At 73.6% G+C, this 23,033-nt stretch carries 23 protein-coding genes, 1 tRNA gene and 1 pseudogene; 11 read left to right on the top strand and 14 right to left on the bottom strand.

Translation table 11 applies throughout. From position 1 onward, the window contains the following. Window positions 1-75: 75 nt before the first annotated feature. From ACWD6N_RS03010 to ACWD6N_RS02995, 4 genes are all read right to left on the bottom strand, one after another. Complete coding sequence (locus ACWD6N_RS03010; RefSeq protein WP_354963955.1) at window positions 76-282, bottom strand: hypothetical protein; 207 nt, start codon at window positions 280-282, stop codon at window positions 76-78. A 77-nt stretch (window positions 283-359) separates the two neighbouring features. Continuing rightward, window positions 360-1,712 (bottom strand): dipeptidase, encoded by a 1,353-nt coding sequence (locus tag ACWD6N_RS03005; RefSeq protein ID WP_387326231.1) that lies wholly within the window; start codon window positions 1,710-1,712, stop codon window positions 360-362. Window positions 1,713-1,748: 36 nt separating this feature from the next. Then, the gene (locus ACWD6N_RS03000; RefSeq protein WP_387326167.1) at window positions 1,749-2,891 is read right to left on the bottom strand and encodes a M48 family metallopeptidase; all 1,143 of its coding nucleotides are present in this window, start codon (window positions 2,889-2,891) and stop codon (window positions 1,749-1,751) included. Between the two features lie 106 nt (window positions 2,892-2,997). After that, window positions 2,998-3,960, bottom strand: coding sequence for a uridine kinase family protein (locus ACWD6N_RS02995; protein ID WP_387326228.1), 963 nt, complete (start codon window positions 3,958-3,960; stop codon window positions 2,998-3,000). Between ACWD6N_RS02995 and ACWD6N_RS02990 the strand changes: the two genes are divergently transcribed. Continuing rightward, window positions 3,895-4,296, top strand: coding sequence for a rhodanese-like domain-containing protein (locus ACWD6N_RS02990; protein ID WP_354964019.1), 402 nt, complete (start codon window positions 3,895-3,897; stop codon window positions 4,294-4,296). The genes ACWD6N_RS02995 and ACWD6N_RS02990 overlap by 66 nt on opposite strands. Window positions 4,297-4,455: 159 nt before the next feature. Here ACWD6N_RS02990 and ACWD6N_RS02985 read toward each other — a convergent pair whose 3' ends face one another. The 3 genes from ACWD6N_RS02985 to ACWD6N_RS02975 all read right to left on the bottom strand — a co-directional run bounded on the left by ACWD6N_RS02985 (window position 4,456) and on the right by ACWD6N_RS02975 (window position 8,211). Beyond that, window positions 4,456-5,997, bottom strand: a complete 1,542-nt coding sequence (locus ACWD6N_RS02985) for a cobyric acid synthase (RefSeq protein ID WP_387326164.1) — start codon at window positions 5,995-5,997, stop codon at window positions 4,456-4,458. Further along, a complete protein-coding gene (locus ACWD6N_RS02980; RefSeq protein WP_354963952.1) occupies window positions 5,994-7,058 on the bottom strand; it encodes a cobalamin biosynthesis protein in 1,065 nt (354 codons plus the stop codon). Before ACWD6N_RS02980 ends, ACWD6N_RS02985 begins: the two co-directional genes overlap by 4 nt. Before the next feature lie 364 nt (window positions 7,059-7,422). After that, window positions 7,423-8,211, bottom strand: coding sequence for a single-stranded DNA-binding protein (locus ACWD6N_RS02975; protein ID WP_354963951.1), 789 nt, complete (start codon window positions 8,209-8,211; stop codon window positions 7,423-7,425). Between the two features lie 305 nt (window positions 8,212-8,516). Here ACWD6N_RS02975 and ACWD6N_RS02970 point away from each other — a divergent pair, with 305 nt between their 5' ends. Beyond that, a complete protein-coding gene (locus tag ACWD6N_RS02970) occupies window positions 8,517-8,957 on the top strand; it encodes an HPF/RaiA family ribosome-associated protein (RefSeq protein WP_387326159.1) in 441 nt (146 codons plus the stop codon). 103 nt (window positions 8,958-9,060) lie between these two features. Further along, entirely contained in the window at window positions 9,061-10,113 is a 1,053-nt protein-coding gene (locus tag ACWD6N_RS02965) for an alpha/beta hydrolase (RefSeq protein ID WP_354963949.1), read from the top strand. A gap of 46 nt (window positions 10,114-10,159) precedes the next feature. Here ACWD6N_RS02965 and ACWD6N_RS02960 read toward each other — a convergent pair whose 3' ends face one another. Next, entirely contained in the window at window positions 10,160-10,864 is a 705-nt protein-coding gene (locus ACWD6N_RS02960) for a hypothetical protein (RefSeq protein WP_387326156.1), read from the bottom strand. Window positions 10,865-11,022: 158 nt separating this feature from the next. On the opposite strand from ACWD6N_RS02960, the gene ACWD6N_RS02955 reads away from it, so the two are divergent. Beyond that, a tRNA-Arg gene (locus tag ACWD6N_RS02955) sits at window positions 11,023-11,095 on the top strand. Window positions 11,096-11,347: 252 nt separating this feature from the next. Continuing rightward, entirely contained in the window at window positions 11,348-12,043 is a 696-nt protein-coding gene (locus ACWD6N_RS02950; protein ID WP_387326153.1) for a hypothetical protein, read from the top strand. Between the two features lie 254 nt (window positions 12,044-12,297). On the opposite strand, the gene ACWD6N_RS02945 is transcribed toward ACWD6N_RS02950, so the two are convergent. From ACWD6N_RS02945 to ACWD6N_RS02935, 3 genes are all read right to left on the bottom strand, one after another. After that, window positions 12,298-13,329 carry a VOC family protein gene (locus ACWD6N_RS02945; RefSeq protein WP_354963946.1) on the bottom strand — a complete coding sequence of 344 codons (1,032 nt, stop codon included), beginning with the start codon at window positions 13,327-13,329 and terminating at the stop codon, window positions 12,298-12,300. An 81-nt stretch (window positions 13,330-13,410) separates the two neighbouring features. Next, entirely contained in the window at window positions 13,411-14,262 is an 852-nt protein-coding gene (locus ACWD6N_RS02940) for an MBL fold metallo-hydrolase (RefSeq protein ID WP_354963945.1), read from the bottom strand. A gap of 97 nt (window positions 14,263-14,359) precedes the next feature. Beyond that, complete coding sequence (locus tag ACWD6N_RS02935; RefSeq protein ID WP_354963944.1) at window positions 14,360-15,385, bottom strand: hypothetical protein; 1,026 nt, start codon at window positions 15,383-15,385, stop codon at window positions 14,360-14,362. A gap of 140 nt (window positions 15,386-15,525) precedes the next feature. Between ACWD6N_RS02935 and ACWD6N_RS02930 the strand changes: the two genes are divergently transcribed. From ACWD6N_RS02930 to ACWD6N_RS02910, 5 genes and pseudogenes are all read left to right on the top strand, one after another. Further along, the gene (locus ACWD6N_RS02930) at window positions 15,526-15,921 is read left to right on the top strand and encodes a VOC family protein (RefSeq protein ID WP_354963943.1); all 396 of its coding nucleotides are present in this window, start codon (window positions 15,526-15,528) and stop codon (window positions 15,919-15,921) included. 118 nt (window positions 15,922-16,039) lie between these two features. Beyond that, window positions 16,040-17,218 (top strand): sensor histidine kinase, encoded by a 1,179-nt coding sequence (locus ACWD6N_RS02925; protein WP_354963942.1) that lies wholly within the window; start codon window positions 16,040-16,042, stop codon window positions 17,216-17,218. A gap of 68 nt (window positions 17,219-17,286) precedes the next feature. Then, window positions 17,287-18,429, top strand: a complete 1,143-nt coding sequence (locus ACWD6N_RS02920; RefSeq protein ID WP_354963941.1) for a hypothetical protein — start codon at window positions 17,287-17,289, stop codon at window positions 18,427-18,429. Next, window positions 18,402-19,114: pseudogene (locus ACWD6N_RS02915) on the top strand (response regulator). The gene ACWD6N_RS02920 and the pseudogene ACWD6N_RS02915 overlap by 28 nt, the downstream one beginning before the upstream one ends. A gap of 73 nt (window positions 19,115-19,187) precedes the next feature. Further along, on the top strand, window positions 19,188-19,910 hold the full coding sequence (locus tag ACWD6N_RS02910; protein ID WP_387326146.1) for a hypothetical protein: 723 nt from the start codon (window positions 19,188-19,190) through the stop codon (window positions 19,908-19,910). Here ACWD6N_RS02910 and ACWD6N_RS02905 read toward each other — a convergent pair. The 3 genes from ACWD6N_RS02905 to ACWD6N_RS02895 form a co-directional block, all read right to left on the bottom strand. Then, window positions 19,792-20,775, bottom strand: a complete 984-nt coding sequence (locus ACWD6N_RS02905; protein WP_450004382.1) for a GlxA family transcriptional regulator — start codon at window positions 20,773-20,775, stop codon at window positions 19,792-19,794. The genes ACWD6N_RS02910 and ACWD6N_RS02905 overlap by 119 nt on opposite strands. A gap of 4 nt (window positions 20,776-20,779) precedes the next feature. Next, window positions 20,780-21,388 (bottom strand): isochorismatase family protein, encoded by a 609-nt coding sequence (locus tag ACWD6N_RS02900; RefSeq protein WP_354963938.1) that lies wholly within the window; start codon window positions 21,386-21,388, stop codon window positions 20,780-20,782. A gap of 84 nt (window positions 21,389-21,472) precedes the next feature. After that, window positions 21,473-22,225, bottom strand: a complete 753-nt coding sequence (locus ACWD6N_RS02895; protein ID WP_354963937.1) for a lysophospholipid acyltransferase family protein — start codon at window positions 22,223-22,225, stop codon at window positions 21,473-21,475. 123 nt (window positions 22,226-22,348) lie between these two features. On the opposite strand from ACWD6N_RS02895, the gene ACWD6N_RS02890 reads away from it, so the two are divergent. After that, entirely contained in the window at window positions 22,349-22,990 is a 642-nt protein-coding gene (locus ACWD6N_RS02890) for an alpha/beta hydrolase (RefSeq protein ID WP_354963936.1), read from the top strand. The last annotated feature ends 43 nt before the right edge of the window (window positions 22,991-23,033 follow it).

Raw genomic sequence — 23,033 nt, 5'->3', positions numbered from 1 at the left:
CGCCCCCGACACCGCCCGGGCATTGCCATGCCCGGGCGGTGTCGGCAGGGTGCCGCCGCCCACGTGGACGGCGGATCAGGCGGAGACGGGTTCCTCGATGCGCAGCCCCCGGGCGCGGACCTCGCCGGCGACCCGGGAGAGCACCGAGTCGAGGGCGACCAGGGCGGTGGAGAGCTCACCGAGCTGTTCTTTGAGCGTGTCCTCGGACCACGCGGAGACGTCGACGTCCCCCAGCGCGCTGACAGCGGCCCCCAACCGGGCCATCACCTCGTTCGTACTCATGTTCGAAAGGCTATAGCAGCCCCGCGCCCGACACACCGCAAACTCCCAGATCAGACCGGAAGTTACGGTTCCGACACCTAACTCCCGTTCGTGCCCGCCGCGGCCACCTTGCCCAACAGCAGCGCCTCGGCCAGGCAGACCCGGGCGAACTCCCCGAGGTGCAGGCTCTCGTTCGGGCCGTGCGCGCGGGCGTGCGGGTCCTCCACACCGGTGACCAGGATCGCCGCCTTGGGGAACATCTCCTGAAAGGTGGCGATGAACGGGATCGACCCGCCGACGCCGATGTCCACCGGATCGGTGCCGTCCCAGGCCTCCCGGAACGCCGAGCGGGCGGCGTCGAACATCGGCCCGGACGCGTCGATCACGCAGGGGTCGCCGTCGTGCTCGAAGGAGACCGTCACCTGCGCGCCCCACGGCGCGTGCTTCTCCAGGTGCGCGCGCACCGCCGCGTACGCCCGCTTGGGGTCGTCGCCCGGGGCGAGGCGGATGCTCAGCTTCGCCTTCGCAGACGGGACCAGGGCGTTCGGCGCCTCGCCGGTGGACGGCGCGTCGATGCCGAGCACCGCCAGCGCGGGCTTGGTCCAGAGCCGGTCGGTGATCCGGCCGCTGCCGATGAACTGCACGCCCTCGGCCAGCCCGGCCTCGCCCCGGATCCGGTCCTCCGGGTAGTCGACGGTGGCGCCCTCGCGGCCGATGAGCCCGTCCACCGCCACGTCACCGGCGTCGTCGTGCAGGGTGGCCAGCAGCCGGACCAGCGCGGTGAGCGCGTCCGGGACGGCACCGCCGAACATGCCGCTGTGCACCGCGTGGTCCAGCGTGCGGACCTCGACGAAGCAGTTGACGATGCCGCGCAGCGAGGTGGTCAGCGCCGGTACGCCGATGTCCCAGTTGCCGGAGTCGGCGATCACGATGACGTCCGAGGCGATCTCGTCGCGGTGCTCGTCCAGCAACCGCTCCAGCGAGTCGGAGCCGTACTCCTCCTCGCCCTCGATGAAGAGGACCACGCCGACCGGCAGCGCGTCACCGTACGCGCGCAGCGCCGCGATGTGCGCCATGATACCGGCCTTGTCGTCGGCCGCGCCGCGACCGTAGAGCCGGCCGTCCCGCTCGACCGGTTCGAACGGGTCGGACTCCCACAGCGACCGGTCGCCGACCGGCTGCACGTCGTGGTGGGCGTAGAGCAGCACGGTGGGCGCACCGGCCGGGGCGGCACGGCGGCCGATCACCGCGGGCTGCCCGCCGGAACGCACGATGTCGACGTCCAGGCCACACCCGCGCAGCAGTTCGGCGACCGCCTCGGCGGAGCGCTCCACGTGTGAGTGGTCGAAGCCCTCGAAGGCGATGCCGGGGATGCGGACGAGTCGTTCCAGGTCGGCCCGGACACCGGGCATCTCCCGCTCGACGGCGGCCCGCACCTGGGACTCGGACATGATCGGTGTGGTCATGACCGGCATCGTATGCCGGCCTTACCCGGGCGTGCCGGCCGAGCCCGTACTGTCACCGGCTCCCGGGCCGGCACCCGCCGTCGCGCCGGGCGCGGTCCGGCCCGCGCGGTGCGCGCGGCCGGCGGCCTCGGTGGCGGCGTCCATCCAGGAACGGGCCCGGCCCGCGGTGCCGCCCACCCACTCACCGACGTCGCTGGCGCCGTCGCCGAGCCGACGCAGCAGCCCGACCAGCGGGTCGGTGGACCGGCTGAACTCCTCCCGGTACGACTCGGCCGCCGCCTTGATCTCCTCCGAGACGCTGGTCGAGCCGTCGTCGTCGCGGCGCGGGTAGTCCCCGGCCAGCACCCGCCCGTACGCCCCGGAGTCGATCCACTGCCGCAGCTGGGCGGCGCGCGCCACCGGCACCGGGTGCGTGCTCCACGCGGTCATCCGGATCTTGTGCAGGCTGTCCCGCAGGTCGCCGCCACCGGCGTACTCGGCCGCCTGCTCCAGGAAGGCGGTGGTGTCGATCTGGGACAGGTCGCCGCCACCGGCGAGCTTCATCAGCAGCCGCAGGGCGGCCGCCGGGTCCTGCCCGGCGAGCAGACCGGCCCGGTCGGCGGAGAGCTCCGCCTTGCGCCACCACTCCAGCATCGCCGCGATGATCGCGCGCAGCGCGAACGCGCCGACCGGCAACCAGCTCAGGTTTGCCGCCCAGCGGGTGAGGATCATGAGCATCGTCTTGTAGACGGCGTGCCCGCTGCCGACGTGCCCCAGCTCGTGGCCGAGCAGGCAACGCAGCTCGTCCTCGTCGAGCTCCTGCACGCAGGCGGAGTTCAGCACGATGAACGGCCGGTCCAGGCCGACCGCCTCGGCGCCCAGCCAGGGCGACTGCGTCACGTACAGCTCAGGCAGCTCGGCGACGTCGAGCGCCGCGGCGGCCTCGGTGTAGCGCTGCCAGACCGCCGGGTACTGCCGGTGGTCGACCCGGATGCCCGAGGCCAGCACGGAGAGCCGGAAGCCGCGCTCGTTCCACATGCCGAAGAACGCCCGCACCACGTCGTCGAAACCCCGCAGCTCACGCAGCGCGACCAGGGCGCCCCGGTCGGCCGAGTGCTCCCAGGCCCGCGAGCTGATGCCGGTGAGGGTGATGCGGCGCCGCGCGGGCGAATCCGCTGCCGACATGATGAGTCCCCCGTTCGCCGCGCCCTGAGCCTTCTCGGATCGTGCCGTGGCCGATGGCAGCCTCCTCGCATCGTGCCGCAGCCGGTGGCACACGTCCATGCCCCGCTCAGCGGATGCGCACGTAGTACCGGTCCGCGTCGTGCGGCAACCTCGGCGCGCCGTCGACCACCAGGTCGACCCCGGTTGCCGTGTGGTCGGCGACGAAGTGCGCACGTTCCCCGTCGTGCCAGCGACGCAGCTCGGGCAGGATCTCCGGCCCGTCGCGCTCGACCGCGCGGGCCAGCCGCAACGAGGCGGGCGCGGTGACGAAGGCGGCCAGGGTCACCTCCGGCCGGACAACCGCGCGTGCCGCGCTGACCCCCTCCAGGATCAGCACCGGCGCGACCGGCACCGGGACCGGGCGGGGCAGGAAGCATCGCCGCACCCAGCTGTAACGCCGGTAGGAGCCGGGCCGCCCCGCACGCAGCGGATCCAGCACCCACTCATCGAGCCGGGGCCAGAAGGTGAGTTGGTCGTCCCAGCCGTCGAGCAGGTCGTCGGTGTGCACCACCGGCGGCCGGGCACCGCCGGGAAGCGCCGCCAGGGCGTCCGCGAGGTGCACGGCGAACCGGCTCTTGCCCGCGCCGCTCGGCCCGTCGACCGCGACCAGCCGGGTCCGCCCCAACCGCGCCGGGCCCGCGACAACCCGGCGCGCCAGCATGGAGTACGCCTCGACGACCGCCACCGGCAGCACCCCGTCCACGCCGCTCCCCGTCACCCCGCCAAGTCCACACGATCGACTTGCGATCACGGAAACCGGGGTATCCCACCGACAGGGACACCACGACTTCAAGGAAGCCGAGTCGATCGTGCCTGATCGAGGTGGCCGCAACTCGTCCGGCTGACCGCCACGACCGGGCACCGTCACGTCCGAGGGATTTGGGGCGACGACGGGTGATGCGCGGCCCGTTCGCCGCCCGACGCGCACCCGAATCGGCATGATCGGGTGGTGCTCCGAGACGTGATGAGCCCCGGCATCGACGCCCTGCTCGAACAGGCGCGCGCCGGGCTGCACCGACTGACTCCGCAGCAGACCGTCGAGGCGGTCCGCTGCGGCGCGCTGCTGGTCGACACCCGTACCGAGATGCAGCGCCGCGACCAGGGCGACCTGCCCGGGGCGGTCGTCATCGACCGGACGGTGCTGGAGTGGCGACTCGATCCGGCCAGCGAATGGCGGATTCCGGAGGCCACCGGCTACGACCGGGAAATCGTGCTGGTGTGCCGGGAGGGCTACAGCTCCAGCCTGGCCGCCGCCAGCCTGCAGACGCTCGGGCTGCGCCGGGCCACCGACATGATCGGCGGCGTCGACGCGTGGCTCACCGCCGGCCTTCCCACCACCGACCGCCCCGCCGACGTCCGGCACTGACGCCGACGCCGGTCCGGGGACGCGGTGGCCGAACGGGCGGCGTCGCCGGTCCGGGGACGCGGTGGCCGAACGGGCGGCGTCGCCGGTCCGGGGACGCGGTGGCCGAACGGGCGGCGTCGCCGGTCCGGGGAGCGGTGACCGAGCCGGCGGCGTCGCCGGTCAGGCCGGTGGCGGACCGGGTGGGATGAAGGGCAGGCCGGCGGGCGGGCCGGTCTCGATGAGGCGCCAGAGGGCGTCGGTGTCCAGATGTTCCTCCACCAGGTCGCCGAGCAGGTCGAGCGAGCGTTCCCGGGCGGCCGCGAAGCTGGTGTCGAGTGCGACCCGGAACCCGGTGCGCCCGGCCATCCGGGCCGCCTCGGTGAGGAAGCGGCGGCGGAAGCCGTCCGACTCGAACGCCCCATGCCAGTGCGTGCCGTGCACCACGCCGAGCACCGCGCCCTCGCCGGCACCGTCGCTCCCGGTCAGCAGCGGGGCCAGGGTCGGATCGGTGTGCGAGACGTACCCGTGGTGGATCTCGTAGCCGTGGACCGGCAGGTCGCCGTGGGCGGTGCCCACCGACTGCCGGACGGTCTTGCGCGGATCGAAGGTGATCTCGATGGGCAGCAGGCCGAGGCCTGGCACGCTGCCCTGGCGGCTCTCCACCGGATCGTGGATCGCGCGCCCGAGCATCTGGAAGCCGCCGCAGAGACCCAGCAGTGGCTTGCCGGCCGTCGCGTGGGCCAGGACCGCGTCGGCGAGGCCGGTCTCGCGTAGCCAGGCGAGGTCCGCCACGGTCGACTTGGACCCGGGCAGGACGACCAGGTCGGCGGCGGCCAGCTCGGCTGGTTCGACGGTGAGGCGTACGCGGACGCCCGGCTCGGTGGCCAGCGCCTCCACGTCGGTGGCGTTGCTGATCCGGGGCAGCCGGACGACGGCCACGTCCAGCCACTCGGTGCCGTGCGGGGCGGCCGGGCGGCCGAGCACCCGACCGTAGGCGAGCGAGTCCTCGGCGTCGAGCCAGAGGTCGAGTGCCCAGGGCAGCACCCCGTACGTGGGGCGGCCGGTGACGTGGCGCAGCATGTCCAGCCCCGGCTGGAGCAGGCCGAGGTCGCCCCGGAACTTGTTGATCACGAAGCCGGCGATCAGCGCCTGGTCGGCCGGGTCGAGCAGGGCCACGGTGCCGAACATCGAGGCGAAGACGCCGCCCCGGTCGATGTCGCCGACCACGATGGTGGGCAGGTTGGCGTGCCGGGCCAACCCCATGTTGACGTAGTCCCCGGCCCGCAGGTTGATCTCGGCGGGGCTGCCGGCGCCCTCGCAGATCACCACGTCGTACGCGGCCCGCAGCTCGGCCAGCGCCGCGTACGCGGTCTCGGCGAGCCGGGGACGCAGGTGCCGGAAGGTGCCGGCGGTGATCGTGTCGACCGCCTCGCCGAGCAGCACGACCTGGCTGGCCAGGTCACTGCCCGGCTTGAGCAGCACCGGGTTGAAGCGCAGGTCGGGGGCGATGCCGCAGGCGGCGGCCTGCATGGCCTGGGCCCGGCCGATCTCGCCGCCACGCCCGTCCGGCCCGACCACCACCGCCGAGTTGTTCGACATGTTCTGCGCCTTGAACGGCGCCACCTTCACGCCTTGCCGGTGCAGCCAGCGGCAGATGCCGGCGGTCAGCACACTCTTGCCGGCGTCGGACGTGGTGCCGGCGACCAGCAGCCCGCCGCTCACCGCCCGCTCCCCCGCCCCGACACGACGGCTCGCGGCCCGCGCCGGGCACCAGCACCGGCCAGCCCGCGTCGCCCGACGGCGGCGCTCCACCCGCGTCGCCCGACGGCGGCGGCCAGACGCCCGACGGTCAACGGGTACGCGGCGGCCAGCCCGAGGGCGGCCAGGCCGACCGCGCCGGAGATCCGGGCAGCCCGCCTGAGGTGCCGCGCCTCGGGGCGGGGACCGTCGCCCAGGAAGGGGCGCACCTCGGAGCGCCCGAAGTAGACGTTGCGGCCGCCGAGGCGGACCCCCAGCGCGCCGGCCATCGCCGCCTCGCACTGACCGGCGTTGGGGCTCGGGTGGTCGTTGCGGTCGCGCCGCCACACCCGCCATGCGCGTTCCCGGTCGCCGTTCGCGACCGGCGCGACGGCGATGGTGAGCAGCCCGGTCAGCCGGGACGGCACCAGGTTGAGCAGGTCGTCGAGCCGGGCGGCGGGGGTGCCGAACCGCGCGTAGCGCGCCGACCGGTGCCCGACCATCGCGTCGAGGGTGTTGGCCGCGCGGTAGCCCAGCAGCCCGGGCAGGCCGGCGACCGCGCCCCAGACCAGAGGGGCGACCACCGCGTCGGAGGTGTTCTCCGCGACCGACTCGACGGTGGCCCGGGCCAGTTCCGACTCGCCCAGAGTCGACGGGTCCCGACCGCAGAGGTGACCGAGGCGTCGCCGGGCGGCGGGCAGGTCGCCGTCGCGCAGCGCCCCACCCATGGTGGTGGCCTCGTGCCGCAGGGTGCGACCGCCCAGCACGGTCCAGGTGCCGGCGGCGACGAGCACCGCCCGGGTCACCGGCCGGTGCCGGGTGGCTGCCGCAGCGGCCGCCCCGAGCAGCACCGGCCCACCAACGGCCAGCGCGGTGAACACCGCCCCGGCCGTCCGGTCCGGTCGGTAGAGCCGCCGCTCCAGCGCGCCGGCGACCTGCCCGAAGCCGGCCACCGGGTGCCACCGGCGTGGGTCGCCGAGCAGCCTGTCCAGCGCGTACCCGGCCAGCAGCCCCACCGCGTTCGCCACCGGCGCTGTCCGTCGCACGCGCACCACCTCCGGCCGGCCAGCCTAGACGAGCGTCCCGTGAACCAACCTGGCCCGGCACGCCCCGGCCCACCCCGTCCAGGCTGCTCGCCGCGCCGGGCAGCGGGGCGGTGGCAGGTGCGGCAGAGGCCGGAAGCAGGGCGGCGCTGGGTGTGGAGGGACGGGCCAGGGGCGTCACGCGGGGTGACGACGCCGGTCGCGTCGCCACCCCGCCCCCGTTCGTGACATGTCGCGGAGCACCCGCCGGGAGCGGGTGGTGGGCGCGGAGGTCGCGGCACCGGTGCTGCCCGCACACCGCTCGCGCCGCCGCCTGGCCGCCACCCCGGCCGTCGTCCACGACAGCCGGGATGGCCGAGCCGAGGGGTCAGACCGGTTGCGGGACCCGCCCCCGGCCACGCCGTCCCCGGCCGGACGGCGTGGGCTCCGGCCGGCCCTCGTCCGGCACCGGCCCCAACTCGTCGTCCGGCCGGTCGTCGTCCGGCCGGTCGTCGTCCGACTGGTCGTCGTCAGCCCCGAGAGGGAACGCCAACTCGTCGTCGTCGAGCCCAGCCGGGCCGTCGGTGTCGCCGCCCTGCGCGCCGCCGACGCTGAGGGAAGCGTCGTCGACCGGGCCGGCCGCGCTGAACGGGCCGGGACGCAGCGCGCCGAAGTCGGACAGCTCGAAGTCGTCGTCGAGCGGGCGGTCGTCGGGCAGGACGGGCGTCTGCCCGGCCGGGACCGGCTCGGTGGGCTCGCCGTGCACCCGGCTCTCCGCCTCCGCGTCCTCCGTCGTGCTGGTGGTCATGCTCGGGCGGTTGCGCAGGAACCGCGCCCGACCCCGGGACAGGTCGTGGCCGACGGCGACGGCCTCCAGCTCGTAAAGGGTGCGGTGGTTGCCGGCGTCGTCGGTCCAGTCGCGGGTGTAGAGCCGGCCGCAGACCACCACCGGGTCGCCGACCATCACCGAGGCGGCCACCCCCTCGGCGAGCTTGCGCCAACAGTTGACGCGGACCCGGAGCGAGTTCCCGTCGACCCAGCGGCCGCTGTCCCGGTCGAGCCGGCGGGCGGTGGAGGCGACCTTGAAGTTGGCCACCAGGGTGTTGCTCTGGGTGGTACGCCGCCACTCGGGCGTGGTCAGCACATTGCCGACAATTGTCACGTAGGTGTCGAACATCGTCCCTCCAGGGGGATCGGGGGCCTGCCAGCGCGAGTCGACTCGACACCGAGCCTCGACGCGGCGGACGGTCCTCGCCAGCACCCCACCCCCGACCTGTGGACAACGACGCCACCTGTGGACAACGCCCTGATCAGGCCCGGATGTGGTACGGCCGACCCACCCGGACGGGCGTCAGCGGTTTCCGGGTCCGACCAACCTGGGTATGGACTTGATCAAGCACCACCGACAGCTCCACGTCGACGAGAGGTCAGCGCCATGATGATCACCACGATCGGCTCCGCAACCGCTTGCGAGGCGCGGCGATGAGCGCCGTGACGAACCCGGCCACCGTGGCCGAGTGCCTGCGGGTGGGCGCCGGGTTCTCGCAGGGCGACCGCGCCTGGATCGCCGAGCAGTTCGCCACCCTCGACGCCCGGCTGGCCGGCTTCCACGCCGACGCCACCGAGCTGGAGGTGTCGGTGAAGGACCGCGAGGCGCGGGGGCAGAAGGTCACCCTGGAGTGCTGGATCGCCGGCCGGCAGAAGATCGTCACCACCTCCGGCGAGGAGGACCTGCACGCCGCGCTCAACGACGTCCGCGACGACCTGCGCCGGCGGCTCAACGACGCCAAGACCCGCCAGGAGCCTCGGCACAACAAGCACCTGCGCGACGTCAGCCAGCCGCGGGATCAGGTCGACCCGGCCGAGGAGCCCGAGGCGCTGCCCGCCGGCGACCCGAGCCGCGCCGACGCGGAAACCGTCTGACGCGTACTCCCGCATGCCCCGGCCGGCCGGCTGGCACGGCCGGTCGGGGCGGCCGGATCCCGGGGACTACCGCCGGGTAGCTTGGCGGCGTAGCGTCGCGAACGTGGAACCGGACGTGTTGGGGCCGCCGTACGAGCGGCAGACGATCGACCTGGGCACCGACGACGAGGGCGCGGTCGTCGCGACCCTGGTCCGGCGGCGGGCCGAGCGCCCCACCGGGCGGGCCGTGCTCTACGTGCACGGCTTCGTCGACTACTTCTTCCAGACCCACCTGGCCGACTTCTTCGCCGAGCGGGGCTGGGACTTCTACGCCCTCGACCTGCGCAAGTACGGTCGCAGCCTGCTCCCGCACCAGACCCCGAACTTCTGCCAGGACATCAGCGACTACTTCCCTGAGCTGGACGCCGCCGCCGAGATCATCCGCACCGACGACGAGCACGACACCCTGCTGGCGATGGGCCACTCCACCGGCGGCCTGATCACCTCGCTCTGGGCGGACGCCCGCCGCGACGCCGGCACCGTCGACGGCCTGGTGCTCAACAGCCCCTTCTTCGACCTGAACGCCCCCTGGGCGGTGCGCAGACCCCTCGCGGCCGCCGTCTCCCGGCTGGGCCGCCGGGCGCCGCACCGCATCGTGCCGTTCGGGCTGGGCACGGTGTACGGCGAGAGCCTCCACACCGACCACCGGGGCGAGTGGACCTACGACCTGGCGTGGAAGCCGCTGGCCGGGTTCCCGGTCCGGGCCGGCTGGCTGAACGCGATCCGCACCGGCCAACGCCGGCTGCGCGCCGGGCTGGACATCCAGGTGCCGGTGCTGCTGGCCTGCTCGACCCGCTCGTTCCGGGGCACCAAGTGGCACGACAGCGCCACGCTGGCCGACGCCGTGCTGGACGTGGAGCACATGGTGCGGTATGCGCCCCGCCTCGGCCGGCACGTCACCCTGGCCCGCTTCGACGGCGGGCTGCACGACCTCACGCTCTCCGGCCCCGCCGTACGCCGAAAGGTCTTCGACGAGGTCGGCCGGTGGGCCGAGACGTTCCTCGCCGCTGGCCCCACCGCCCCGGCCGACGACGTGGCGACCGACGACGCTGCCCAGCTGCCGGAAAGCCGGCGTCCCGCGTCCGATCCGGCAGGTGCGGCGACGGCGGGCGGCTGACCCGGCCGGGCCACGGCTCGCCGCGCCACCCGCCGAGTGGCGTGTCTCAGTCGCCGGGTGTCGCCGGAAGAACGGCCCGGATCCGGTCGAAGGTCGCCACCGGGTGAGCGCCGACGCCGGGCAGCACCAGGCCCAGGCAGTACAGCGACACCTCCCCGACCGGGTCCGCCTGCACAATGAAGACCGGCGCCCCGACGTACCCCGGCGGCAGTTCAGTGGTGATCCGCACGGCGTCCCCGTCGCGGACCACCCGCTCGATGGCCACCTCCAGTGGCCGCGACCCGTCCTCGCGTACCCCATGGGCCAGCACGAAAGCGGAACTGGCGTCGGCGCCGAGGCGGGCGACCACCTCGGGCCCGGCGGCGATCCCGGCGGGCACCGGCTGCACCCGCCACCGCCAGCCGCCGTCACCGGCGTACCGGTGCAGCCCGCCGGTGGGCAGCACCGCGACGCCGTCCCCCGGGAAGCGCGCCCAGCCAAGCCTCATCTCGGCGTCCGCGACGGCGTCCGGTGCGACCCCGGCCGGCTCGGTGACGCTCGCCCGCAGGCCCAACTCCCCATCCGGCGTGCCGGTCAGGTCGGCCGCCGTCAGCAGCGACTCCCCCACCGGGTCGTCGGTGCCCTGGAAAAAGAACGCGGTGCCGAAGCGCTGGCCGGTGGCGTCCGACGACCGGTACGGCAGGATGGCACGGCCCACGATCTGGCACAGCTCGTAGGCGACGTCGTTCTCGGCGTCGGGGTCCAGCAGCACCAGCCGAGGGTACGGGCCTGCGGCGGGTCGGTCCGTGGGAACCCGGATGCCAGTCAACCGGCCTCCGTGAGACCCTGCTCGGCAACGTGGACGCGGGCACCCTTTTCCCCGCCGGCCGGCGGGTCGGCGGTACCCTCTGGGCGCGACACCCACGCCGCGCGCCCGTAGCTCAGCGGATAGAGCAGGGGACTTCTAATCCCAAGGCCGCAGGTTCGAATCCTGCCGGGCGCACCCACCCCGCCGCAGATGATGCGGTTACCCAAGGTCTAGTTCAATCCGATTTCCAAGCTGTCCGTGCGACAGGGCGACGATGACCGCTGAGGGGCCGTCACCGGGCCGTCAAGGGCCGACCAATAGCGACCAACGGCGACCAGCAACGCCCGAAGAAACAGCGGGCCATTCCTGGCTGCAAAGACGTTGACGGAGATCATTTTGCCGACTAGCTTGACCACGCTATGACGTCTTGAGAATTCGGGGGCTTGAATGTTAATTGGATCAACCTCGGGCACGCGCAAGCGTTCTACTCGCCGTGGGCTCGTTGCGATGACCGCGTCGCTGGTGCTGTTGGCCGTCGGTTCGATGCTGCTGGCGCCCCCCGCGTCCGCGGCCGTCACGGGTTCGGTCAAGACGAAGGCTCCCCTCCAGCCGACGATCAGCTTCCCGAACGGGGACAGCGTGGTCGAAGGCGGCCAGCTCGCCATCAGGTTCGACGCGAACGGTGACACCTCGGTGACCAGCTACAGGTACAGCGTCGGTGACACCAACCTGGGCAGCGTGGTCCGGTCGGGGCGTGATGGTGCCGCCACTGTGACGATCGACGTCGGCAACGTGAGCGGTGAGCGTCCGGTGTACGCGGTGGCGGTCGACCGCCGGGGCCGGCTCAGTCCCCTGACGCAGGGATCCTTCACGGTGTCCGTCATGTGGAGCCTCAGGGGCCAGGCGATCGACACGACCACCTGGCTGCCGGTGGTGGAGGCGACGATCCGGCTGGAGCCGGTCGGGATCGAGGCTGTCACTGGCCCTGACGGCGGCTATCAGTTCGCCGTCGACCCGGGCCTCTACACGCTCACAGGCACCTACGCCGGCCCGCCCAGCCTCTCGGGCAGCAGCCAGCAGTTGGAGGTTGACGGTCAGGGACTGTGGTTCGACCTGTACCTGTCGCCGGATTCCGGGAACTGATGACCACTACCCATCGCGATTAGATGGGCTCGCTCGATGGCCCCGGCGCTCAACGCCGCGGCCATCGTCTCGAAGGTCTACTGCCTGCCGACCGAGGAATCCGCCTGGCGCCGGCTTAAACACCGGCCTTCCTCTCAACCTCCCGCACGAAATTTCGCGCGGCCCGATACCAAGGTGCGTTGCCTGCCTGCCCGTCCATGTGCCTGGCCCTACCGAGCGGGTGCGACAAGGCACCCCCACTGCCGCGGATTTGATTAGGTCGGGGCGCCCGGCCAGCCGATTCCGTCGAGGAATTCGTCCACGGCGACCACGACCCGGCTGAGCACCGCGATCGAGTCCGTCAGCGGACCCGGTACGTACATCCCGTGATCCGCTTCGGGCACCTCCAGCACGTGGGGTGACAGCCGGCGAGCGGCGTCACCGTCCCACAGCTTGTCGGCCGTGCCACCGACGAGGAGAAACGGTGCGGTCGCCCGGCTCAGGGCGTCAACCACCCATGGCAGGGTGAGTACGGGCGTGATCCACACCGCGGGCAGGGACCGCTTGGCGGCGATGGCCGCCGCGTTGGTGCCGAGCGACTTGGCGATCAGCAGCGGGCGACCGCTGACGCTGTCGATCAGCGGAGTGATTTGACCGCGCACCCAGCCTTCTATCTCCGGCGCGTCCGGCCGTGCTGGCTCCTCGGACCACGAGTGTCGGTGCACCGTCGCACCGCGCTGTTCGGCGACATCGCCGGCATACATCAGGAGAGGCGCACCAGGTCCGAACGTACGGCCGGGGATCACGACTGCGTCAGCCACGCCGCCAACGCTACCCAGGACGGTGCTGGCGCGTGGCTCTGGAGCGACCCTCCACGCTGCGGCTGCGGCCACGCAGAACTCGTTGCCTTCCGGGTCGGCCATCACCACGTGGTGGCCGTCGACTTCCTCCAGGACACTCCCGCCCGCCTTCACCAGGCGTTTCGACTCCGCCTTGATCCGCGCCCACCGCTCGTCGGGGCTTCCGTGGCCGGGCAGCCGAATGTCGATGTGGAGCCGGTTTTTCGCCGTCTTGGGCTCGGGAACGTTGAGGATGGAGAGGCGGGGGCCGACGCCATCCGGATCGCACAGCCACGCACCATCATCCGCCAGGTCATCCTCCGGCAGGTCGAACTGCGCGAGCCACTCCTCACGGGTGGTGAAGGGCGCGGGTGGCGGCTCGTCGACGTAGCCCACGGCCGTCTTCCAGAACGCGGCGAGCACCCGGGCGTCGGTGGACTCGAGCGTCAGATCAATGCTGGCTGCCATGCCGGGAGGGTAGGTCGCACCTCTGACTTCCACCCGAGGCGCTATCGCGCGGTCTCGCTGGCGGCCCCGCGATGGTGCCGGTCACCTGGGTTCGCTCTTGAGCGCGTGGGCGGATTTCCAGGCCACGGCGCGGTTGATCCGGTCCGGGTAGCGCTCGATGATCGCGTCGTACAACTCCTCGGCGCTCTCCGTCCGCTCCGCGGCTGCCTGGACCTCCCGCAGGTAGCTGGCGGTCTCCTCGACGTTGTGCGGGTCGTCGTCGGCGCCGTCGGGTTTGTGGCCGGCGATCACCACGCACGGCCGCAATGAGTTGACAATGGTGAGCGCGTCGAGCCAGGCCCCAATCCCGCCGTGGCCGGCCTCGCCGAGATACAGGTGGACGTCGTTGTAGACCACGTCGCCGGCCACGACGAGACCACGCGACGGTACGTGCAGCACGCTCGTGCCGTTGGTGTCGGTGCGGCCGGTCTCGACCGCCACCAACCGCTCCCCCTCAAGGTCGATGTTGTTGTCCTCCAGCGGCTCGGCGATCGGTGGACGCTCGGCGATCTGCTCGGGGAAACCCTTGCGCCAGACATCGTTGAGCCACCGCTCCCCCAACTGATCGTGCATCTTGTCCACCACGCTCACGGGTGCCACCATCCGCGCCCGGGGAAAGCGCTCCAGCACGGCGGCCGCCCCGAAGAAGTGGTCGCCGTGGGCGTGGGTGATGTAGATCGTCGTGAGGTTTTTGCCGCTCGCCGCGACCCAGTCGGCCAGGGCCCGGCCCTCGTCGAGGGTGAGCAACGCGTCGACCAGGACGGCGTCGCGGTCTCCGTAGATCAGCGTGGAGCTGGTAGGCGACCACATCTCGCGGCCCTCGCCCGGCGGCAGGTCCGTCGACACGACCGGCTTGGCCGGGGCGACATAGGTTGACCAGGCCAACGAACCCACGACTGCTCCTCACCCCACCGGCGCGCTCCCCGTCCCAGTCCAGCAGACCGCAACGCCACTCCGGGCGAGATCACGGAAAGAGCCAACAAAGGCCTGCTCAGCCCAGCAGCTCGGTCAGCGTGACGTCGCCCTGCCCGAGCTGTGCCCCGCCGGTGGCCGGCACGACCAGGATGCGTCGGCAGCCGTCCAGTTCCACGTACCGGTCGGGTCCACCGGTGCCGTCCAGCGGGCGCAGCACCGCGAATCGCGACGCCGGGGTGACGCACGTCGTCGCCGGTCCGGCGGTGGCCAGTGCGCGGAGCACCGCCGCCTGCCGCTCGGGCGTCAGCGGCCCGCCGTACGCGAACTCACCCGCCGGCTTGCCGCCGCCCCGCTCCGACGCGGGCACCTGGTAGACGCAGAGGCGCAGCGGCTCCACGGCCGGGACCGTCGCCGGCGCGGGCCATCCGGGGCGTCCCGTCGTGGTCTCCACCCACACCATGTCCGCCCACCGCCGCGCGCAGCCGGCGGCCTCGGCCGCCGGGGATCCGACCCGCCCGACGGTACGGCTGTCCACCGTGGTCAGCCGCAGCCCGTCGAGCGCCGCGCGCACCTCCACGCGGGCCTTGCCGCAGACGTCCCTCGGCAGGTACGGGCGCAGCCAGCGACCTCGCTCGTCGAGCAGGGCCAGCCAGGGCGGGACGACCATGTCGGCTGTGCAGACGATCTTCCCGTCCGTTCGCCGGTCCGGCAGGCGCAGCGCGGCGACCAGCGCGGCGATGTCGTCGGCACGCCGCTCGGTGGCCACCTGCTCCGCACCGCCGCCGGGGCGCGGCCGTATCTCCCGGCCGCAGAGCACTGCGGCGACCGGTGTGAACGCGGGGTCGATCCGTCCGATCGCCGGATCGTCCCCGGGCGGCACCGGCTCATCCCCGTCCGGCGCCGGAAGCACGACACCGGCGCCGGCCCATGGTGCCGCCTCGGCGCAGGAGGTCCACTTCCCGACGATCCGGGCCGGGCCGGGATCGTCCCCCGGACCCGGCCCGGCGTCCCGGACCGCGTAGCCGACCACCGCCACGCCGACCAGCGCCACGCCGAGCAGCGCCACCGCCAGTACCGTCCCGCCCGAGCGCATCCGGCTCACCACCTCTCCGCCGAGTGATGGGACGGGCGGGAACCGTGCCCGGTTCCGCAGCGGGCACCGAGGCCGGCGCTGGACGGGTGCAGCTCACATCCGCCGAACGCCGATCGGGGTTGCCGTCCGTCCGCCGGCATGATGACCCGATGGCACATCTGGGACTGGTCGCGTTGCTGGTACGGGAGTACGACGAGGCGATCGACTTCTACGTCGGCGGCCTCGGCTTCGAGCTGGTGGAGGACACCCCACGTCCGGACGGCTCGCGATGGGTGGTGGTCCGCCCGCCGGGCGCCCGGGAGACGGCACTGCTGCTGGCCCGGCCGAGCAGCGCCGAGCAGCGGGCCCGGATCGGCGACCAGACCGGCGGTCGGGTCGGCCTGTTCCTGTACACCGAGGACTTCGCCCGGGACCACGCCCGGATGGTCGCGGCCGGGGTGCGGTTCCTGGAGGAGCCGCGGCACGAGGCGTACGGCGCGGTCGCGGTCTTCGCCGACCTCTACGGCAACCGCTGGGACCTGCTCCAGCCGCGCAGCACGGAGTGACACATCGGCGACACACCGGGCACAATGGGTGATTGCTTGCCATCGACCATGCTATTTTCCGATGTCGATCTCCGCCGCGCGGACCCGGACCGGGTCGTTGTCGGAAGGACACTTCCCGATGCCGGCCGTTGCCACCCCGACCGCGTCGCCACCTGCGCTGGACAATCCGGCCGGCGGCGCGTTCAGCCTCATCTTCACCACGTTGCCGGCGCTGCTGCGGCTCACCTGCGGGCTGGTCGGCGCGGTGGTGGCGCTGTCGGTACGTACCCCGCCGGTCGAGCCCGCCCTGCTCCTGCCCGGCGTGGCCGTGCTGACCGGCTGGTCGCTCTGGTACGCCGGCCGCGCGATGCGCCACGGCATCACCCCGACCCTGGTCGCCGGTGACGTCGCGGTGACAACCGTGGCCTGCCTGCTCATCCCCCGCCTGGTGGCGCCCGGGGTGCTGCCCGGCGAGGGCAGCTGGATCGCGGTGCTGGCCAGCACCACGGTGATCAACGCGCAGGCCACCGCTCCGGCACGCTGGTCGGTCCCGGCCGGGCTGCTGGTCACCGCCGCGTACGCGATGGGGGCGCACGGGGCCGGCAATCCCGCCGAGGCCCGGGCGCACGCGGCCACCCTGCTGGTGCAGACCGCCTGCACGGCGATGATGACGTCGGTGATGCGCCACCGGATCGGGCGGGCGGACCGGGCGTTCGCCGAGCACCAGCGGCTGACCCGGGACGCGTTGATCGCCCGGGCCGCCCGGGAGGCCGAGCGGCGGCAGAACCGCGACCTGCACGACACGGTCCTCGGCACGTTGACCATGGTGGGGCTCGGCGCGGTGCCCGGGCCATCCGCCGCGTTGCGCGAGCGGTGCGCGGCCGACCTGCGTACCCTCGTCGCGCTGACCGACGCCGGCCCGGTGCCCGGTGACGGCCCGGTGCCCCTGGACGGGCGGCTGCGGACGGTGCCCGACCGACTGCCCGAGCTGCGGGTGGGCCTGGAGCTGGCGTCGTGCGCGGTGCCCGCCGGTGTGGCCGACGCGATCACCGAGAGCGCCTACGCGGCGCTGTCCAACGTGGTCCGGCACGCGCCGGGCGCACACGTCACGCTGCGGATGACCCGGGACGCGATCGCCGTCGTGGTCGAGGTGACCGACGACGGCCCCGGCTTCGACCCGGCCGGTGTCCCCCCACACCGGTACGGGCTGCGAGAGTCGATCCGCGGCCGGATGGCGGCGGTCGGCGGGCGGGCCGAGGTCCGCTCCGCCCCCGGCGCGGGCACCACGATCCGGCTGGAGTGGCCCGGTGTCGGCTGACCCTCGGCGCCTCGACGGACCGCACCGCGGCGCCCGGGGCCACGGATCCGCAGCCGGGTCGGGCCAGCGTGCCAGCGCCCCGGGGCCCGGCACCCAAGGCGGTGCTCGCCGCGCCGGCGGCCGTGGCGCACGCCTCCGACCGGGGTGCCCGGATCGTCTCCGTCGCGATAGCGCTGGCCTGGCACATCGCGATCGGTCTGCCCGCGGTGCTGGGCGCCCGCGCGGACTTCGCCGCGCCGGCGGTGGTGCTCGGCGGCTGGCTGCTGGTCGCCGGGGCCGGGGTGGTGGCCGGGGTACGGCTGCTGCGCGGGGCGCCGCTGCCGCCGTGGCCTTTCGCCGCGCTGCTGCTCGCCGTCGACGCGGCGGTCTTCGCGGCGGTTGGTGAACAACACCTGTTCGCCGCCGCCAACTGGGTGTGGAGCACCCTCGGCTGGTTCTTCCTGCTGGCGATGTGGGGCCGGCGGGTCACCGGGCTCGTCGCGCTGCTGACCACGCACGCGGTGATCGCCCTGGTCGCCGTGCTCGGGCACGGCCACGATCCGGCCGACCTGGCCCGCTACATGATGTACGTCTACGGCACCTTCTCGCTGCCGGTGGCGGTCTTCGTGGGAGGCGCGACGATCGTCGGCCTGGCCCGCGAACGGGCCGCCTCGGCGGCCGCCATGCACGCGATGGCCGCGGAACGGGACGCCGCCGAACAGGGCCTGCGGGAACGTCGGGACCGGCTCGCCCTGGTCGGCGTGGCGGCCGGGCGGGTGCTCGGGGAACTGGCCGACGGGCAGGCCGATCCGGACGACCCGGAGGTGCAGCGCCGGTGCGTGCTGGCCGCGGCCCGGCTGCGCCGCCTGATCGCCGAATCCGACGACGTGCCCGACCCGCTGCTGCACGAGCTGCGCGCCGCCGCCGACCTGGCCGAACGCAACGGGCTGCCGATCGACCTGGTCACCATCGGCAACCCGCCACCGCTGCCGGTGGAGATCCGCCGCCGGCTCGCCGACCCGCTCACCGGCATCCTCGCCGACGCCCGGGGCTGGGCCCGACTGACCGTCGTCTCCGGCCCGGACGATGTCGTGGTCAGCCTGGTCACACCCGACCGGGAGGGGCCGGACGCGACCGGCCCGCCGCCCGGGGAGCACGACGACGGGCCGGTGCAGCACCTCTACGAACGGGACGGGGACATCAGATGGGCGCAGACCCGGTGGCGGAGATGACCGGCGACCGGACGGTCGGGGTGGCGATCGTCGACGACCACCCGGTGGTTGTCGAGGGCGTCCGCGTTTGGCTCGCCAGCGAGCCCAGGCTGACCGTGCTGTCCACCGGGGACGACCCGGACGAGGTGTTGCGGGCGGCGCCGGACGCCGACGTGGTCCTGCTCGACCTGCGACTGCACGGCCGGATGGCGCTGGACAAGCTGGCCGAGCTGAGCGCCACCGGGCGGCGGGTGGTGGTCTACTCCGAGCACACCGACCCGGAGACGATGCTGGCCGCGTTGGACGCCGGAGCGGTGGCGTTCCTGGCCAAGCACGAGGGCCGCGAGCACTGCGTGGCGACCGTGTTGGCCGCGGCGAGCGACCGCCCGTACGTGCCGCCCGCGCTGGCCGGCGCGATGGTCGGCGACCCGCGGCCGGACCGGCCGATGCTGTCCGACAAGGAGCGCGAGGCGCTGCTGCTCTGGTTCCAGTCGATGTCCAAGGCGTCGGTGGCCCGTCGGATGCGGATCAGCGAACACACGGTGAAGCAGTACGTCGACCGTGCGCGGATCAAGTACACCCGAGCGGGCGGCCGGCCGCCACAAAGGCGGCGCTGCTCGCCCGGGCGATCGAGGACGGCCTCGTCCGCCCGGAGGAGATCGGCATCTACCGGTCACAGGCGACGCACGACCGGCCGACCCCCTAACGGGCGTCATGACACGGCCCCCCCGGATCCGCGAGGCTCAACGCACACCAAGCTGACCCGGGAGGTCGTGACGATGCACGCCGACGCGTCCCCCTTCTTCATCGGTCCCCACCGGTTCGACGCGCCGGATGATGATGCGGGGCCGATCCTCGACCGCCGCTACGCCCTGCGACCGGTGCCCGGTGAGAAGGTGCTCGGCCGGTACCGGTTGCTGATCGCGGGTTACCTGCTCGGGCCGACCGAGGCGCGGCGCGGCTGGCGGCTCCCGGGGCCGGTGTCGGTGACCGTCACCGACCAACGGATCTGCTGGGTGGGCACCGGGGCGCAACTGTCCCTGGTCGCCGACGAGACGCCCCCGCGCCGAGCGGCGGGTCGACCGGCCGGCCTGATGAGCGGGCAGATCCGCTGGCAGTGGCCGTCCCGGTTGGAGCTGCCGCCGGCCGGCCCGGACGGGCCCGAGCAGCTGCTGATCGTCTGCGACGCGCTGCGCACCATCCAACAGCCGGCGCTGGCCCTCGGCGGAGCCGCCGGGGAGGTCGCCGCGCTGGCCCGGCAGGTCCGCCGGGCGGTGGCGATGTTCCGGCTCACCCGCCCGCAGCTGGTCGACCTCTCCACGCAGGAGCGCGACGTGCTGCTGCTGCGGGCCGGCCCCGCGCTGCTCGCCGGGGACTCCCGGGTCACCCTGCCCGGCTCGCTGCCGGTGGAGTTCCGATCCCGGGACGACTACTACCGCTCAGGGCCGGAGCCGACCCGGTGGAGCGGGCTCGCAGGCGGCGCAGCATCCGGGCGTCAGTGAAACCGACGGTCCGCGCCGCGGCCTCCACCGTCGCGCCGTGCCCGATCAGGTGCTCGGCGCGTTCCACCCGCAGCAGCTGCTGGTAGCCGAGCGGAGTGAGCCCGGTGGTCGCGCGGAACAGCCGGGTCAGCGTCCGCTCGGCCACGCCTCCGGAGGCGGCCAGCTCGGCCAGCGGCAGCGTCTCTGCGTACCGGCTGTCGATCATGTCCTGCACCTGGTGCACCGCCGCGTCGGAGAGGTGCGAGCGGTGTCGCATCATCGCGCTGGCCTGCTGCTCGTGCCCGTTGCGCCGCGCGTAGACGACCAGCGTGCGGGCGATCCGGGCGGCGACCGCCGGGCCGTGCCGGGTGGCCACCAGGTGCAACGCCACGTCGATGCCGCTGGCGATGCCCGCCGAGGTGACCACCCGGTCGTCGACCACGTACAGCACGTCGCGGGCCACCCGCGCCGCCGGATGCCGACGGGCGAGGTCGTCCTGCACCTCGTGGTGGGTGGTGCAGCGCCGGCCGTCGAGCAGCCCGGCCCGGCCGAGGGCGTACGCGCCGGCGCAGACGCTCGCCACGGTGCCGCCGGCGGCGTGGTGATCGGCCAACCGGCGCAGGTCGACGGGCGAGACCGGCCCCTGCGGCCCGTGCGCCGCGGGCCGCCAGCCCGGCACCAGCACCAGGTCCTCCGGGGTCAGCTCGGGCCACCGGGTGTCGGCGACCAGCGGTACGCCCTGCACGGTGGGCACCTGCTCCCGCTCGGCGACGTAGTGCAGCCGATAGTCGTAGCCGAGGTCGGCGGCGCTGGAGAAGACCTGAGCCGGCCCGGCGAGGTCCAGCAGGTGCAACTGCGGGACCAGCAGGAAGACGACCCGGGTCACTGAGTCAGCCCCGGGCGCCGGCGTAGGTCGCGCCGATCAGCTCGTCCACCGTCCGGATGGTGGCGAAGCGGCCGGCCAGCGCGTACTCGGTGCGGGTGACGATCTCCTCGTTGCTCAGGGTGCGCGGGTCGGCGAGGATCTCCTCGACCGTGGCGGTCTCCGGCAGGTCCCGGTGCGGAATGGGGAAGGTCAGCGTGGCGTCGGTGACGAAGGTCATCCGGTAGCCGAGGTCGGCGCCGACCCGGGTGGTGGTCTCGACGCACTGCTCGGTGCGGATGCCGCAGACGGTGAGGTCGTGCACGCCTGCCACGGTGAGCAGTTGCTGGAGGTTGGTGGTGGTGAACGCGTTGTGCGCGGTCTTGACCAACGTCGGCTCACCCTCGACCGGGACCAGCCCGTCGATCAGCCGCACGTGCCCGAGGGCCGGGTCGAAGACCCCGCCCGTGCCGGGCTCCGAGTGCAGGACCCAGACCACCAGATCGCCGCGCTCGCGGGCGGCGGCGACCAGCCGGTCGACCTGCCGGACCAGGTCGGGGTTGGAGCCGTACGCCCAGATGGGGCGCTGACGGAAGGACTCCTGGGCGTCGATCACGACGAGTGCTGCTCTGCTCATGGCTCCGATCCTGACCGCAGGACCGCCCCGACGGCAGACACCATCATGCCCGGATGCGGAACGATCCGGCCACGCCCGAAGTCGTCAGGCGCTGGGGGTGCGGTGCTCGGCGGCGGCGTCCAGGGCGGCGGCCTCCTCCGGGGTCGGCGCGCTGCCGCCCAGGTGCGCCGGCAGCCACCAGGTGTCGTCCGGGCCGGCCGGCGCGTCCGGGTACTCCCGCTGCGCCCGGTCGACGAGCGCGCTGAGGCGGGTCGTCAACTCGGCGGCGAGCACGTTCGGGTCCGGGAAATCCACCGGGTCGATCGGCTCGCCGATCAGGATGCTGATCGGCGTGTGCCGGCGGGTGAGGGTGCGCGGGCGTCCCTTCGTCCAGAGGCGCTGGGTGCCCCACAGCGCGACCGGCAGCACCGGCACCTTCGCCGACCGGGCCATCCGGACGGTGCCGCTCTTGAGCTCCTTGACCGTGAACGACTGGCTGATCGTCGCCTCCGGGAAGACGCCGACGACCTCGCCGCGCTTGAGCGCGGCCACGGCGGCGCGGAACGAGGCGGCACCGGCCTGCCGGTCCACCGGGATGTGCCGCATCCCGCGCATCAGCGGGCCGGAGATCTTGTGTGCGAAGACCGACTCCTTGGCCATGAACCGGACGAGGCGACCCGACGCGTTCGCACCCAGCCCGGCGAAGATGAAGTCGAGGTAGCTGACGTGGTTGCTGGCCACCACCGCCCCGCCGGTGCGGGGTACGTGGTGGGCGCCCTCAATCGTGATCCTCAGGTCGAGGACCCGGAACATCGTCTTGGCGGCGGCGATAACGGGCGGGTACACGAGCTCCGGCATTGGCAGAATCTACCCTGCCCCACTGAGGGGCGCCTGGGTGGCGACCGGCCGGGACGGTGGTGTTCGTTCTGCCCTCGGCGGATCCCCTTGGCCGCGCGTCGGACCTGGTCGCAGGATGGCGGGATGACGGAACGAGCGGTGCTGCTCTGGATCCATGGCGGTGGCTGGCGCGGGCGGGCGAGCGAGGACGGCGCGGCTCTGGCCGTGCACGGGCTGCGGGTGGTGCAGGCCAGCTACCGGCTGGTGCACGAGGCGCACTGGCCGGCCCAGTTGGCCGACGTACGCGAGGAGGCCCGTCGCGCCCGCGACGACGGCCGGCCGCTGCTGGTGGGAGGCGACTCGGCCGGGGCCACGCTCGCCCTTCAGGCGGGTCTGCGCGGCATCGACCGTCCGGACGACGTGGCCGGGGTGCTGGCGTACTGGCCGGCCGTGGACCCGCTCGACCCCGAATGGATACGGCTGCGCGCCGGCAACGATCCGTGGGTCGACCTGCTCGGCCACCAGCCCGCCACCGGCGACCCGGCCACCGTCGACGCCACCGTCGGCACCCACGTCGGCAACCGGGTGCCGGTGCTGCTCGTGCACGGCACAGCCGATCGTTCGGTCCCGGTGAGCCAGACCGTCCGGTTCACCGGTGCGTTGCTCGCCGCCGGGCACCCGGTGCACAGCTGGGTGACACACGGTGGCCACGCGCTCGAACTGGACCGGCCGGACCTGCGGGCGGTGGCCGCCACCTTCCTGGACACCGTGCTGCCGCCCGGCTGACCGCACCGACCGCCCGGGCCGGCCCCGATGCGCGGGCCGGCCC

It is taken from the genome of Micromonospora sp. NPDC005163 (assembly GCF_053599835.1).
This window is presented reverse-complemented; position numbering and strand designations above follow the sequence as displayed.